The organism is Poseidonibacter parvus (assembly GCF_001956695.1).
Lineage (GTDB): Bacteria > Campylobacterota > Campylobacteria > Campylobacterales > Arcobacteraceae > Poseidonibacter > Poseidonibacter parvus.
The window spans coordinates 1678480-1693345 of record NZ_CP019070.1; the positions used below are offsets into that span (position 1 = coordinate 1678480).

The 14866-nt window shown below is 25.2% G+C and carries 13 protein-coding genes; 8 read left to right on the forward strand and 5 right to left on the reverse strand.

The features are described from left to right. Positions 1 to 2 precede the first annotated feature (2 nt). Positions 3 to 1181, reverse strand: coding sequence for a ComEC/Rec2 family competence protein (locus LPB137_RS08385; RefSeq protein ID WP_228144652.1), 1179 nt, complete (start codon positions 1179 to 1181; stop codon positions 3 to 5). Between the two features lie 135 nt (positions 1182 to 1316). On the opposite strand from LPB137_RS08385, the gene LPB137_RS08390 reads away from it, so the two are divergent. Together LPB137_RS08390 and LPB137_RS08395 are read left to right on the forward strand one after the other, a co-directional pair. After that, on the forward strand, positions 1317 to 2798 hold the full coding sequence (locus tag LPB137_RS08390; RefSeq protein ID WP_076086988.1) for an alkaline phosphatase D family protein: 1482 nt from the start codon (positions 1317 to 1319) through the stop codon (positions 2796 to 2798). 64 nt (positions 2799 to 2862) lie between these two features. Further along, positions 2863 to 3081 (forward strand): hypothetical protein, encoded by a 219-nt coding sequence (locus LPB137_RS08395; protein ID WP_076086990.1) that lies wholly within the window; start codon positions 2863 to 2865, stop codon positions 3079 to 3081. A gap of 17 nt (positions 3082 to 3098) precedes the next feature. Here LPB137_RS08395 and ovoA read toward each other — a convergent pair whose 3' ends face one another. The 4 genes from ovoA to rraA are packed head-to-tail and all read right to left on the reverse strand — an operon-like array spanning position 3099 to position 8495. Continuing rightward, positions 3099 to 5189 carry a 5-histidylcysteine sulfoxide synthase gene (gene ovoA / locus LPB137_RS08400; protein ID WP_076086992.1) on the reverse strand — a complete coding sequence of 697 codons (2091 nt, stop codon included), beginning with the start codon at positions 5187 to 5189 and terminating at the stop codon, positions 3099 to 3101. Between the two features lie 54 nt (positions 5190 to 5243). After that, positions 5244 to 7466, reverse strand: a complete 2223-nt coding sequence (locus LPB137_RS08405; protein ID WP_172802475.1) for a tetratricopeptide repeat protein — start codon at positions 7464 to 7466, stop codon at positions 5244 to 5246. Next, on the reverse strand, positions 7444 to 8013 hold the full coding sequence (locus LPB137_RS08410; RefSeq protein WP_076086994.1) for a gamma-glutamylcyclotransferase: 570 nt from the start codon (positions 8011 to 8013) through the stop codon (positions 7444 to 7446). The genes LPB137_RS08405 and LPB137_RS08410 overlap by 23 nt, the downstream gene beginning before the upstream one ends. A gap of 2 nt (positions 8014 to 8015) precedes the next feature. Then, positions 8016 to 8495: a ribonuclease E activity regulator RraA gene (rraA, locus tag LPB137_RS08415; protein ID WP_076086996.1), complete on the reverse strand. Its 480-nt coding sequence runs from the start codon at positions 8493 to 8495 to the stop codon at positions 8016 to 8018. A 127-nt stretch (positions 8496 to 8622) separates the two neighbouring features. Here rraA and LPB137_RS08420 point away from each other — a divergent pair, with 127 nt between their 5' ends. The 6 genes from LPB137_RS08420 to LPB137_RS08445 all read left to right on the forward strand — a co-directional run bounded on the left by LPB137_RS08420 (position 8623) and on the right by LPB137_RS08445 (position 14843). Further along, the gene (locus LPB137_RS08420) at positions 8623 to 9612 is read left to right on the forward strand and encodes a hypothetical protein (RefSeq protein WP_076086998.1); all 990 of its coding nucleotides are present in this window, start codon (positions 8623 to 8625) and stop codon (positions 9610 to 9612) included. A gap of 62 nt (positions 9613 to 9674) precedes the next feature. Further along, a complete protein-coding gene (locus LPB137_RS08425) occupies positions 9675 to 10256 on the forward strand; it encodes a CDP-alcohol phosphatidyltransferase family protein (protein WP_076087000.1) in 582 nt (193 codons plus the stop codon). Continuing rightward, positions 10256 to 11179 (forward strand): phosphatidate cytidylyltransferase, encoded by a 924-nt coding sequence (locus LPB137_RS08430; RefSeq protein WP_228144653.1) that lies wholly within the window; start codon positions 10256 to 10258, stop codon positions 11177 to 11179. The genes LPB137_RS08425 and LPB137_RS08430 overlap by 1 nt, the downstream gene beginning before the upstream one ends. A gap of 9 nt (positions 11180 to 11188) precedes the next feature. Next, positions 11189 to 11800, forward strand: coding sequence for a lysophospholipid acyltransferase family protein (locus tag LPB137_RS08435; RefSeq protein ID WP_076087004.1), 612 nt, complete (start codon positions 11189 to 11191; stop codon positions 11798 to 11800). 9 nt (positions 11801 to 11809) lie between these two features. Then, the gene (locus LPB137_RS08440; protein ID WP_076087006.1) at positions 11810 to 13534 is read left to right on the forward strand and encodes a bifunctional alpha/beta hydrolase/class I SAM-dependent methyltransferase; all 1725 of its coding nucleotides are present in this window, start codon (positions 11810 to 11812) and stop codon (positions 13532 to 13534) included. Next, complete coding sequence (locus LPB137_RS08445; protein ID WP_076087014.1) at positions 13527 to 14843, forward strand: dual specificity protein phosphatase family protein; 1317 nt, start codon at positions 13527 to 13529, stop codon at positions 14841 to 14843. The genes LPB137_RS08440 and LPB137_RS08445 overlap by 8 nt, the downstream gene beginning before the upstream one ends. Positions 14844 to 14866 lie beyond the last annotated feature (23 nt).

The window sequence follows — 14866 nt, forward strand, 5'->3', positions numbered from 1 at the left end:
TCTTATAAAAACAAATATATATTATACAAAACTATAAAAACATTTAATAATATAAAAGCTTTTTTATTAAATATTGAGCTAAAAGATAAAAGTACAAAAATAATAAACAACTCAAATGTAATTCCAACCTCAAAGGTATAAAACTCATATGATAAAAAAGAGAGTAAATATTTATCAAAAATATGTGCAAAACTAAATATATGAGCAAAAAGTTCAAGTGGATAAAAAAAAGTAAAAACAATAGTCATAAAAGGAGAGTACAGTTGTTCATAGGTAGTAGTTTCAAAAAAGTAGTGAACAATTGGGTTCATCGCAAAATATATCCAAAAATTAAAAAATAAAAGCTGCAAGACTTTACTTTTCAAATCTTTAAAATACTTAATAAATAAAAATATATAAAATACTCCAAACATAGAAAACCATAAAGATAAAGAAAATATAAATTTTGGGAAAATTGATATTATTATTAAAAAAGCAAAAAATAAATTTGTAAAAGTGATTAGTTTTATCTTCGATCGAAGTAAATATATTCCTAAATATAACATTACAAAAGCCCTTAAAAGTGAAGCTACGACATTTGTAAGAAGCAAATATGAAAATAAAAATACAAGTGCAATTAAAAGCAAATCATATTTTTTATTTCTATATGGGAAATATCTTGTATGAAAAAAACTATAAGGAAAATAGAAAATCCAATAAATCAAAAAAGATAAAACAGCCAAGTGAAAACCAGATAAAGCAACTAAATGACTAATGCCATAATTTGTAAAAACTTCTCTTGTTTGTGTAGATAAAGGAATTGCTAAAAACAGTGCTTCAAATACTTCACTAATTTGAGTATTTTGATGATTAGCTCTTATTTTTTCTATAATTTTATCTTTGAAGCTTGTCTTTTTTGTAAGCTTATCAAAATATATTGTATTAGTATAAAAGCCTTTTAAGTATTTAATAAAATCGATTTTTTCTGTAATTATTGCAATATTTAATAAATCACGTTTTTTTATATCATGAGATTTAGGAAAAGATGTGAAAAAATCAAAATTCTTTGATTTTAATTTTAATACATCATATTTTTCTTTTTTATAAATATTTATAACTTCAACTTTTGTTTCATAAACCTCCTCGTATACTAACTCTTGATACTTAGTATATTCAATAGAAAGGCTTATACAAAAAATCATAAATAACAATAATATAAATTTTAAGTTTATAGACTCAAGCTGTTTTTTATTTAAAATAATCATATAAATTATTATAGTGAGTTTTATATATGTTATACTAATTTGATAACTTTATTATTTATAAAAGGAGCCATAATGAGCGAGAAATTAGTCTTAGGTCCTTTATTATCAGTAGAAGATGATAATAAATATATTGTCTGTTTTTTAAGTAAAACTAATCTTGATTATTCTGTTATATTTAATAACACAATAGTAAAAGCTACAAAATTTGCAAATTTAAATAGTGGATATTTTTATAGAGCAGAATATAATATAAAACAATCAAAAAATTCTAGAATAATCAAATATCAAATACAAAATGAAAAAGGTATTCTAGAAGATTTTAATAAGCGTGATTTTTGGGAGTTTTATATTCCAGCAAAAGATGAAAAACCAAAGTTTGCTTATGGGTCTTGTAATGGTTTTTCAAGTCCTGACCTTCTTGCAAAAATTGATGTTCCATATAAATTATGGGAAAAACTAGAAATTGCTCATAAACAAGAGCCCTTTTCTGTTCTTATAATGGGTGGTGATCAAGTTTATGCAGATGAATTATGGTCAAAAGTTTTAGAACTTGAAAAATGGTCAAAACTTAAGATGAGTGAGAAAGTAAAAAGAAACGCTTCTAAAACTATGATTAGGCAGTTAAATGATTTTTATGAAAAACTCTATATAAAAAAATGGAGTGATAAATCAATGTCCTTAGCACTTGCATCTATTCCAACAGTTATGATGTGGGATGACCATGACATATTTGATGGTTGGGGTTCATACCCTGAAGAACTACAAACATGCAATGTATACAATAATATTTTTAATGTTGCAAAAAAGTATTTTGAAATATTCCAAATTAGAACAATTAAAAATCATACCCTACTTTCTAAAAAAAGAGACCATTTTTCTTTTGCACTAAAATTTAGAAACTATCATATTTTAGGACTTGATAATAGAGCTCAAAGAAGTATATATTCTGTAATGGGAAATGAGCAATGGAAAGATATAAACAATTATCTTGATGAAAATGCTTTGAATGATAACTTACTTGTATTATCAGCTGTTCCTGTTGTTTATAGAGATTTTTCTTGTACTGAAGATTTAGTTGATTTTACATCATGGCAAGAAGAGTTAACAGATGATTTAAAAGATCACTGGAGAGCAAAAGAGCATCAAGGTGAGAGAATGCGACTTATTATGCGTTTATTTATGAATATACAAAAAAGAAAATCAAATAAAAAAAATACAAGAACAGTGATTTTATCAGGTGATGTTCATGTAGGTTCTTTGGGAGTTATTAATGATCATGAAAATAAAGATAAAATTCATCAAGTAGTATCTTCAGGTATTGTACACACACCTCCTTCATATATTGAATGGTTAGGAATTTGTGCTGTTACAAATGATAGAAATGAGTTTTTAAATGAAGATAAAACCATTGAGACTTCAATGCTAACACCAATTGGTTCAGCTAAGTATCTAAGAGTTAGAAATTTTGTAACATTAAATGAAGGAACAGATGAAAAGTTATGGATAAATTGGGTTTGTGATAATAAAGACAAACCTTGTTATGCCTTAAATTAAATAAAATATTTGTTTTTATTAAAATATAAAGTTATAATTTAAAAAAGATAGTATAAGGATTAACATGAAATCTAAAATAGAAAATATACTTAAAAAAAGTATCATAAAATTGAATAATTTAAATAAGAGTGATATTTATTATATAACTGGCGTTGTAAGTGTTTTAACAGCTTTTATAGGTACTTTTGCATTTGTATTTGGAAATATTATATTGTTGTCTTTATCACCATTAATACTATTAACATCTTATCATTGTAATTTTTTAATGGAAAATAAAATTTAAAGTTAAAAGAAAAAAGCCTAAGCTTTTTTCTTCCAAATTGACATTTGAGAAACTGAATGTTGATACTTTCTATTTGTTTCTTTAATTACAAAAGGAACATCAATAGTTTCTTGTAATTCAAAATCTTGAAGTTCAGTTTTTAAAGTTTCTAGCGTTGAAACTTCTTTATTGTCTTTAATATATCCACCTAACCAGTTCTCTTTTGGTGTATACTCTTCAAGCCATGTATATGGGCTTAATAAAACTAATAAACCATTATCATTTACTCTTGAAGGAATATCATCAATAAACTTTTGTGGATAATATAATCTATCTATTAAGTTTGAACAAAAAATCAAATCATATCCAGTATAAATATCTTTTAAATTACAGGCATCACCTTGCATAAAAGATACTTTTTCTTGAGTTTCTTCTAAACCAAAATCTTTTAATGATACTGTTTTTTCAGTTGAGATATCACCTTCATTTTTTACTCTAAAAGTTAATGAATCATATTTCATAAGTTTAACGCCAACGTTTATAAAGTTTGCAGAAAAATCAATTCCTGTTACTTCATCAAAAGTTTTTGCTAATTCAAAAGTACTTCGTCCTACTGAACAACCTAAGTCTAATGCTTTATTCGTTTTATTTTTTTCTAAATAAGGTTTTAATAATTCAACTGAGTTTACACAGAAGTTTTTAACTCCAAAGTTTTCTTCACCATAATGGAACTCACAATATTGAGCTATTGAGTCATCTGTTTCATAAACATTGTCATTTAATTTTGTTCTATATTCGTTATCTGATTTCACGTATCTAAATCCTGCATGTTGGAAGAAATGCTTTCTAAAAGCATATCTAGCTTCTCTTAAGATCTCATTTCCTAAAGAAATAAAAGATCCACCTTTCATAAGTGCGTGTCTATCATCGAATGTTGGAGTTGTAAAGTCATCATATATTGGATGTACTTTAAAATCATCAAATGGATAAGTAGGAGTTAAACTCCACTGCCATACATTTCCTCTAACATCGTAGAATTCATCAAACTTATACTTATCAACAGGACTTTGATTAAATTGTTTTAATCCAATATTTGCGTCTTTTTGTCCTGCATTAACATAATCATATAATCTATAATATTCATCTTCACTTGGAAGTCTTACTTCATATCCTAATTTTGCACTTTTAAATTTACAAAAAGCTTCTGCTTCATAAACATTTATATCAACTGGATAATTTAAAGGTAAAGCAATTACTCTATTTATTTCTCTCAAGAAATATTTTCCGTCAACCTTACTCCAAAAAACAGGATGCTTAGCTTGTGTAAAGTCTAACCATTCTTTTCCTTCTTTTGTAAACATTTCAGGTTTACTGTATCCACCATCTTTTACAAACTCTAAAAACTCTCCATTTGATACTAAATACTTAGAAGCTTTAAAATCTTTTATATATGCTTTGTGGAATGAAAATTCATTATCCCAACCATAGTAAATAGGGTTTTCTCTATTTTTTTCTATTACAACCTCACCTGCTTTTACATCAAGTAATTCATTTTGAGGGAAAGTTTGACTCTCTTCATTTACATATTCAAAAATTTCATTTTCTATTAATCTTTTATTATCAAGTTCTCGAAGTAAAACAGATGATGTTTCTATGTGAATATTTTCATGTTCAATTCCCATTAAAATTATCCACATAGGACTTTCCCAGTTAATTGGCATTGTAAAAGGAATTGTATCAATTAATTCTAAAACCATCTCTTTTACTTGCTGTCTATACTTTTTTGTTTCTTCAATAGTTGGCCAAGCATAATGTTTTGATTCTAAATCATCCCATGACATTTCATCAACGCCAATTGCAAAAATTGATTCAAAATCTTTGTTTACTCTATTTTTTAAAATATTTGCTAATGTTAATTTATTTACAAAAAATGTTGCAGTATGTCCAAAATAAAAAATTAGGGGATGTCTTAAACTATTTGGTTGTTTATATATACATTTTTCATCTTTTAATAAATCAAATAGTTTTTCGTCTAGTGCGTATGTTTGAAGAAAATATTCTTTAATTTCTTCTCTTTTTTCCTCGATTGTTCCTGTAGTTAAATTTATGGTATTTTTTATGTAATCCATTCTTTTCCTTATTAGAAATTGTAAATATTATATTATGTTTAAATTATATTAAAATTAATTATCTAGATAATCTAATCTTGCTATTTTATCGACTTTTATAAACTCTTTGTACAAACTATTTAGTTGTTTAGTCTCATTCTCATCCAAAAATGACAAATGATTTTTTAATCTAATTGATATAGCACTTGTATCTTCTTGTAAAAAACATTTCGCAATATAGTTTTCAATTAAAAGCATTCCTAGTCTTTTTATAGAATTTGTTTTATCTAAAATAAAAATTGCTTCATTTGTAATAGTAACAACTTCTTTGTATAACTTTTCATCTTCATTACTATTTAACATTTTTGATAAAATATTTAAAGCTTGATTATGTAAAACTATTGGCATTTCATCTCTGTCACCAACTGATTGCTTTAAAAATACTCCAAGTTTACCAATACTAATAGACTTATCAATAATATCAAAGTTTTGTGTACTAGATGTTAAATATTTAAATCTATAAGAAATTGCCATATTTACAAAAGTTGCTCCATATTCAAAAGCACCTAAAGTTGGTATTGCTAAACATTTTTTAAAATTTTCTATTGATAAATCATAATCTTCATTCCACTCTGCATAATTTGCTTTTATATTGTAGTAATGCCATAACCAAAGAGGTTCATTATCATCATTATGTGAAAAAATCAACTCTTTTAAATTTTCAAGTGCTTTTAAACCCTCTTCTTTTAATTCATCTTTTCTTTGACTTACAACTATCCAGGCTTTTCTTTGAAAGTATCTAATTTCAGTATCACTTGGTTTACTATTTTTTCCTAAATTTAACTTTAAAGGTAAACTATCATAAGCTTTTTCAAATTGTCCCATTCTTTCATGTAATGAGCAAATTGTAACTGAGTATTTATTTGGATTAATTTCATATAAATACTTACATATTAAAACAGCTTGCTGGTAATATCCATTTCTTTCAAATAAGAAAACTAGTTTATTTAGAGCCTCAATTGAAAGTTTTCTATAAAAAGAACTATTTGTTTTTTCAAAAGACTCCAAAGATGAAGAATCAAACATCTCTCCTGCAATATTAAACCAATAATCTTCTATCAATTCATATTGTTGCTTTTTATCAATTGTTTCAATAAATTTTTCTAGTATTGATATTGTTCTTTTTTCATCTAAAACAATATCTTTTACATAATAATATAAAATTAATAGTGAAATAGGATTATCAAAATATGAAATACAATCTTCAATATGATTTCTTAAGTAATATGATAATCTTTTTTCTTCATCTTCTAAATCTTTAAAGTTTGATTGTTTTGTAAAGTAAATTTGCTGTGATTTTTCTTGAGAAATAAAATTAAAATCATCAAAACTTCTATTTATAAAATTTTGAAAACCTGATATTAATTGTTCTTTTGAACCTTTTTGGTCTTCAAAAAAGTTTCTACCACAGTATTCAAATAACTCTAATGAAATAAAAACACTTTTATTCTGAGTATTTAAAAGCTTTGTTGAACTAAGCTGCATTAATGAGAATAACTTTTGTTCTTTACTTGAAAGAATAAAACTTATATCACCTTTATTTGTTTGTTTTTTTGTTTTAATTACTTCAATATTTAAAACATCAAAGGCTTCAAGCTTTTTTTCAATACTTTTTATTTGGTCATTTCTAATAAATAAATTTATTGTATAAAATCTATTTATTAAGGTTTTAAGTAAAAGTCTATTTATCCAATGTTCTTCATCTTCTAAATCAAAGTTGTATAAATTTATAATAGTTTTTTTATCATAAATTGAAAAACCTAATTTTAATCTTTTTAATTTTCTAATGTCCTTATTAAACCATGAAGATAAATTGTTTTTAAACTCATTTCCTTCTGCATCTAAAAGTGAAGGCATCATCATTAAACCAAAAAAGAAAATCAATACGAAACTTAAAGAAACAGTATCATTTATCTGCCAATCAAAAGGCAAGCTGAAAATCACTTTTTTTAATAAATCCTCATAAATAGAGGCAGAAATCAAAGCAAACATGATTACAAGTACTGAAATTATTGAAATAAATGCAGTTGAAAATCTTTTTTTAAAAAAATAAAGAAAAGAGTTTCCTCGAAGTTCATTTAAATCATTTTCAAATGTTTCTAAAGAATCACCTTCACAAAAAGTAATATGTATTTCATTTTGTTCTTTTGAAATGATTTTGTCGCTTTTTGATTTTCTTTTTGTTTCACAAAGTTTTGAAGTATAAATATTACAACTATTTTGACTTGACAGAATCAACTCCTTGCTTTGCAAACTTATTTTGAACAGGATCACTAAAAGTATATGTTCCTTGTTTTACTTCAAAAGGATAATTTTCTAAACAACTTGAATATTTTGTTTTAAACTCTTCATTATATGAAGGAAAAGCATTTGTTAAAATATCAATATATTTAGCAGGAATAAAACAATTTTCATCACCTTTTTTTGCTATTTTATCTTCTTTTGTAGTCATAAAAGCGATTATATCTTCATCCAATTCTATATTGGCATTTGAAGCTTTTATTGTAATACAAGTATAATTTTTTTCTCTAAGTTTTAATAACTCTAACTCTTCATCTGTAATTTTGATAATGACACCATTTGTAGAAGTATTTGAGTTTTTTTGTAAATTTAAAAAAACACCATTTACATCTAGTCCATCAAATTGAATATTTTCAATCGAATTCCAAACTTTTTCAAAACCATTTATATTTACAGGAAGTAAATCTTCTTGTTTTAAAACTCTTTTAAAAGATTTCTGAGCACTTAATAAATTGATTAAAGAACCATATCCAAAAAGATACATAACTAAACTAACTTCTCTTTTGAAATCACAATTCCATCAGGATCAACATATACATAGTCACCCTCTTTAATATCTACACCATCAATATTTAAAGGTTCATTTATTTTTCCTTCTTGAACTGGAATATACTTTTTAGGACAAGTTCCAATAGCTAACAGTCCAACTTCAAACTCTTTAGTTGTAACAGTATCTCTTACATATCCGTTTACAATAATTCCTTCATAGTTATTATCACTTGCAAATTTCATTAAATTGTCACCAACAACTGCGTAATATTTTTTATCAACGTCTACAACTACAACTTTACCTTTTCCATCTTTATCTTTTAAAAGTACTGCTAAATCTTTATTATTTTTGTCTAATTTAACTGTAATTGCAGTACCTCTAAACTTTACACTTCCTCCATATGATTTAAAATCAGGCCCTAAAACTTCTGTTTTATCACTAAAATCATCACATAAATCTGCTGTAAAAAATCCCATATTAATCCTTGTTATTATAATCTTTAAAATAAGTTATAATTATCTCATTTTACTATTAATCTATTCTTATTAAATCACATTGATTACACAAAAAAGATATAATATCTTTTTAGAAAAAGGAATCTTCATGCAAAATATCTATAAATCCATTTTATTTTTACTATTTTTATTTTTAATAACAGGTTGTAGTTCAAAAAAATTAACTATAAAATCACTTCATCCTTCAAAAATACCAAATGAAAAAATACATTCAATATATATAGAAGATTTTGTAAATGACAATTTATATCAAAGTTTAAAAATTCAAAATAAATTAGCAAACAAAAATATAAATGGAAAGAACGTTTTTAAAGTATTAAATAATTACAATAAAACGGATGCAAGAGTAGAAGGTATAGTTGATTCAAGTTTAAATTATTATACTTATTATGAAGAAGAAATCGATTATAGAAGATGTAGATCATATAGATATGAAGGAAAGAAAGGTAAAAAAGGAAAAAGAAAGTGTATGGAGTATCATGTTCGCTTAATTCCTTGCGAAAATAGAGTTTATAATGTTCAAACAAATATTAAAGTTTTAAAAGACTCTACAAGTGAAATACTTTTTGCAAAAACTTATAATAGATCAAGAAGTATAAGAGAATGTTTTAGACACCACTATTATGCTTATCATACAATTCCTAGAAATAAAAGAGAGATAAATACAAAACTTGCAGACTTAATTGCAAGTGATTTTTTAGATGATATTTCTCCTCATTATGTGTACTTTGATATAAATATGATTGAAGAGTTAAATGAAAAAAATCTAATTTTTACAGATAATCAAAGTAAAAGATTTGAGAAAGTTACTGAATTAATGGAAAATAGAAATTTAGAATTATCTTTAAGTGAACTAGAAAAACTTAATCAAGAATTTAATTACAAAAGTTATGAAGTTCTTTATAATATGGGATTAATTTATGAAGCAAATGCAAACTTATTTCAAGCAAATAAACTTTATAAAGAAGCAAAATTACTTGTAAATGATTTAGATGATTTAAGCCTGATTAACGCTGCAGTATTAAGAACAAAGCAAAACTTAGAGGAAAAAATAAAAGCAAAATCTCAACTGCCGTAACAATACTATTAAGACTTATTTGATAGAATCACAACTTAAAATAAAAAGGTTGTGAAAATTTAATGACTATATATGATTTGAAACCAAAATTTCAAGATTTACTTCGTCCTATTGTAAGGAAATGTGCTAGTAAAGGCTACACTGCAAATCAAGTGACTTTATTTGCACTTTTTTTATCTTTTATCAGTGGGCTGATTATTTTACTAGCTAGTTTTAATATTAAACTTCTTCTTTTAATACCTATTATTATGTTTATTAGAATGGCACTAAATGCAATTGATGGAATGCTTGCAAAAGAGCATGATATGAAAACAAAAAAAGGTGCAATCTTAAATGAATTAAGTGATGTCCTTTCTGATGTTTTTTTATATTTACCTTTTATATTGTTTCTTGATATTTATCTTGTTGTAATAGTTGTTATTCTTTCTATTATCTCTGAGTTTACTGGGGTACTTTTTCAAGCAGTTTACAATGACAGAAGATATGATGGACCAATGGGAAAAAGTGATAGAGCCTTTCTTTTTGGTTTAATTTCACTTCTATTAGTATTTAATGTAAATATTGTTTTTTTAAATATACTTCTAGCAATTAGTATTATACTTCTAGTAATTACAATTTATAACAGATTAAAAGGATGTTTATAATGAATATTTTAAACTCTCAAATTCTTACTACTTTTTCAATAATTCTTGCAATTTTAGCTTTTGCATATTTTTTTATAAAACACCTACAAAAAAAGCAGAATAAACCTTTTACTGAACTTTATAATAGAACAATATCATGGATATATATGATTGGCTTTTTTATTGTTGGTGTTTATATAAATAATACCTTAGCAATCATATTTTTTGCAATGTTAAGTTTCCTAGCTTTAAAAGAATATTTTACATTAATTCCAACAAGACATACAGATAGAAGGATCATGTTTTATGGATATATAGTAATTGCATTTCAATACTATTTTGCATATATTCAATGGTATGAAATGTTTATTATCTGTATTCCTGTTTATTTATATCTTCTTTTACCATTTAGACAAATGTTAATAGGTCAAACTGATGGCTTCATAAATAATACTAGTAAAGTACAATGGGGAGTGATGCTATTTGTATTTTGTATAAGTCATATGGCTTTTCTATTCTTCTTACCAAATATTGAAGTAGTTAGTGGTGCTATGATGGTTTTATATTTAGTATTTTTAACTCAATTTAATGATATTTTACAATATGTTTTTGGTAAAAGATTTGGTAAAAATAAAATCATTCCAAAAGTAAGTCCAAATAAAACTGTTGAAGGTTTTAGTGGAGCTGTTATTACTACAACAATTTTAGCAGTTATATTTTCATACCTAACACCTTTTACAGTTATTGAAGCAATAGGTGCAGGTCTAATTATAAGTATTGGTGGTTTTATTGGTGATGTTGTAGTTTCTATGATAAAAAGAGATGTTGGTGTTAAAGATGCTGGGAATTTAATAGCTGGTCATGGTGGAATTATTGATAGAATTGATAGCTTAACATATACTACGCCTTTATTTTTTCATTATGTTTATTATTTATATTATTAAGGTTTAGAGATGTTTAAAAAACTATTTTTTGCTATTTTTGCAAAGCCTTTTATGTTTATAATTACAGGTCTTAGTATTAAAAATATAGAAAATCTACCAAAAGATGAACCATATGTTATTATTGCAAATCATAATAGCCATCTAGATATTTTAGCCATTATGACAATGTATTCAAATAAAGATATCGTAAATGTATCTCCCGTAGCTGCTAGTGATTATTTTTTTAAAAACAAATATATCAAATGGATTTCAACACAATTAATTGGAATTCTTCCTATTAATAGAAAAGTAAATAGAAAAGATGGACAGCATCCATTAGATGGTGTTTATAAAGCTATAGAAGAGAACAAAACACTTATTATATTTCCAGAAGGAAGTCGTGGGGAAGCATCTGTTATGCAAAAGTTTAAAAATGGAATCGGACATATAGCAAAAAAATATCCAGATTTAAAAATTGTACCAATGGTATTAGAAAACACAGGAAAAGCATTACCTAAAAATGAAGCGCTTTTTATTCCTTTAATAATCAAATTAGAAATAAAAGAAGCAATTTGCTTTAATCAAGTAAATTCAAATGTAAATGACTTTGTATCATTATTAGAAGAAAATTTCAAAAACTAAAGGCAAGAAATGGAAGAAAACATAAATACTTTTAAAAGTTTTGATAAACAAAAACTTTTTTTTCGTAAATGGGAAAATATAAATACTTGGAATAAAAAAGTACTAATTGTGCTGCATAGAGGGCATGAGCACTCAAAAAGATTAGAAGAATTTGCTAAAACAAAAGCATTTGAAAATTATAAAATATATTCTTATGATAATAGAGGTCATGGAAAAACAAAAGTTGATGCAACATATGAATTTATGAATTTAGTTCGTGATTTAAACTCTTTTGTAAACTTTGTTTGTAAAGAAGAAAAGATTAAACAAGAAGATATTTTTGTAATTGCAAACTCTGTTGCAGGTGTTGTTGCATCTACTTGGATACATGATTATGCACCTAAAATTGCAGGAGTTGCTTTAGTTGCTCCTGCTTTTGAAATAAAATTATATTTTCCCTTTGCCAAAGAATTTTTAGATTTAGCAATAAAAATAAAACCAGATTTAAACATCAAATCTTATGTAAAATCAAAGTTTTTAACACATGATAAAAATGAGCAAAAGATATATGATGAAGATAAACTTATAACTCCAAATATTCCAGCAAAACAACTAACAACACTACTTGATACTGCAAAAAGAGTGGTTAAGGATGCGACTTTAATTTCAACACCAACTTTAGTATTAAGTGCTTCAAAAGATTATGTTGTAAACAGTAGTATTCAAGGAGACTTTTATGCAAAACTTTCTTCAAAGATTAAAAAGTTTGTGAAACTAGATGGCTTCTTTCATGGTGTTTTATATGAAGACAAAAAAGATTTAGCAATAGAAGAAATAGTGGATTTTATTGAACTTTGTTTTAAATCAGAAAAAGAAAACTATTTAAATGAAAAAATAAAGATTACTCAAGATGAAATCGATAAGATAGTTTACGGAAGTCAATCTTTATGTGAGAAAACTTCATATTTTACACAAAGATTCATGCTTAATAATCTAGGTTTCATGAGTGATGGAATGAAAAAAGGCTTAAAATATGGATTTGATTCAGGAGTAACTCTTGATTATATTTATGCAAATAAACCAAGTGGAAAAACGAAACTTGGTGAAATGATTGATAAAAACTATTTAAATAGTATTGGTTGGAAAGGGATTAGACAAAGAAAAGTAAATATGATTTCTACTTTAGAAGAAAAAATTGAAGCTTTAAATAAAGAAAATAAAAAAGTAAAAATTTTGGATATCGCTGGAGGACCTGCTAGATATTTAATAGAAATATGTAAAAAATACCCTAACATTCAAGTTTTGGTACAAGATTATCAAGAACAAAATATTAATGAAGGGAAACAATTAGTTAAAGAGTTTGGAATTGGAAATATTGCTTATAAACAAGCTGATGCTTTTGATAAAAATACATATTCAAAGGACATATTTGAACCAAATATTGTAGTAGTTTCTGGGGTATTTGAGCTATTTCCTTCAAATGATTTGATTAAAAATGCAATTGAGGGTATAACAGCAGTTATTGAAGATAAGGGATATTTAGTTTATACAGGACAACCTTGGCATCCTCAATTAGCACAAATTGCAAACGTTTTAGGAAATCATAGAGATAAGCAATGGATTATGAGAAGAAGAAGTCAGTATGAATTAGACTTGTTATTTAATGAATATAATTTTGAAAAAGAAAATATGAAAATAGATGACTGGGGAATTTTTACAGTTTCTTCTGCAAAGTTTAAAAAAGCTAATGACTAAAATATATAATCCATCCCTAGAAGCAAATGCAACTTTAAAAGAAAGAAGTGTTTGGCTTTTGTATCTTGGTGCTTTATTTTTTATTTTATACGGAAGTGCAAATCAGTATGCTTTTTTAACGTCTCCTCATGAATCCTTTTTTATGCAATGGGAAGAAAATATTCCATTTATTGAAATATTTATAATTCCTTATATGTCATCTGATATATTATTTGCAATTGCACTACTACTGACTCAAACTAGGTTTGAGCTTAGAGTTTTAGCGCTTAGGATATTTATTACAATGACTTTTTCTGTTTTTGTATTTGTTCTTTATCCTTTACAATTTTCTTTTGTAAAACCTGAAACTTCAAACTTTCTTTTTTCAATGCTAGAGCTTGATTTAGCTTATAATCAAATGCCCTCTTTACATATTAGTTTAGCTATTGTACTTTGGTTTTCAATGAAAGAACATATTTCAAATATTTTTATAAAATCATTTTTAGCCTTTTGGTTTATACTTATCTGCTTATCTACTTTGTTTGTTTATCAACATCATTTTATTGATATTCCAACAGGTGCGGTTGTTGGCTTTACCGTGGTTTATCTTATATCTTCGAAGAAAAAAACATATTTAACTTCGAGATTTATGACTCCTAGAAGTTTAAAAATGTCTTTGTACTATTTAATAGGTGTTCTTATATCAATAATTTTATATTTTAACTTTAATTCATTTATTTTTATATATTTATTTTTAACAGCTTTAAGTATAAGTTTTATCTATGCTTTTGGTTTTAATTTATTATTGACAAATGAAAAATCAAAACCAAATATATTTCAAAAAATACTATTTGCACCATATTTTATTGCTTCTTATTTTTCTTGGAATTATTATAAAAATAAAATAGATTTTAAATCACAATTAAATGACAATATTTATTTTGGAAGACAAGCTACAAAAGAAGAGTATAAAGAACTTGAAGCACTAGGGATTAAAACCATTATAAACCTTGCAAATGATCAACAATTTCATAAAACAAATATTAAAGAAATACGATATCCATTGTTGGATATGACAATGCAAGATCCAGTGATTTTACATCAAATAATAAAAACAATAGAAAAACATTCAAATGAAAAAATATATATACACTGTACTCTAGGAATGTCAAGAAGTATTTTGGCTATATCATCCTATTTACTTTACAAAAAAAAATCAATAAATGAAGTAAATGAAATTATGAATAAACTAAGACCAATTTATGTTAAATCAAAATATATGAGTATAAATCTTGAGTTATATGAAAAATTTATTTCCAAGAATAACTAATTATCGTAACTATTTGTTAACGT

Bases quoted from the DNA above. Each gene is read 5' to 3' on its own strand.
- LPB137_RS08385 (WP_228144652.1), bottom strand. From the start codon at position 1,181: ATGATTTTTTGTATAAGCCTTTCTATTGAATATACTAAGTATCAAGAG.
- LPB137_RS08390 (WP_076086988.1), top strand. From the start codon at position 1,317: ATGAGCGAGAAATTAGTCTTAGGTCCTTTATTATCAGTAGAAGATGAT.
- LPB137_RS08395 (WP_076086990.1), top strand. From the start codon at position 2,863: ATGAAATCTAAAATAGAAAATATACTTAAAAAAAGTATCATAAAATTG.
- ovoA (WP_076086992.1), bottom strand. From the start codon at position 5,189: ATGGATTACATAAAAAATACCATAAATTTAACTACAGGAACAATCGAG.
- LPB137_RS08410 (WP_076086994.1), bottom strand. From the start codon at position 8,013: ATGTATCTTTTTGGATATGGTTCTTTAATCAATTTATTAAGTGCTCAG.
- rraA (WP_076086996.1), bottom strand. From the start codon at position 8,495: ATGGGATTTTTTACAGCAGATTTATGTGATGATTTTAGTGATAAAACA.
- LPB137_RS08420 (WP_076086998.1), top strand. From the start codon at position 8,623: ATGCAAAATATCTATAAATCCATTTTATTTTTACTATTTTTATTTTTA.
- LPB137_RS08425 (WP_076087000.1), top strand. From the start codon at position 9,675: ATGACTATATATGATTTGAAACCAAAATTTCAAGATTTACTTCGTCCT.
- LPB137_RS08430 (WP_228144653.1), top strand. From the start codon at position 10,256: ATGAATATTTTAAACTCTCAAATTCTTACTACTTTTTCAATAATTCTT.
- LPB137_RS08435 (WP_076087004.1), top strand. From the start codon at position 11,189: ATGTTTAAAAAACTATTTTTTGCTATTTTTGCAAAGCCTTTTATGTTT.
- LPB137_RS08440 (WP_076087006.1), top strand. From the start codon at position 11,810: ATGGAAGAAAACATAAATACTTTTAAAAGTTTTGATAAACAAAAACTT.
- LPB137_RS08445 (WP_076087014.1), top strand. From the start codon at position 13,527: ATGACTAAAATATATAATCCATCCCTAGAAGCAAATGCAACTTTAAAA.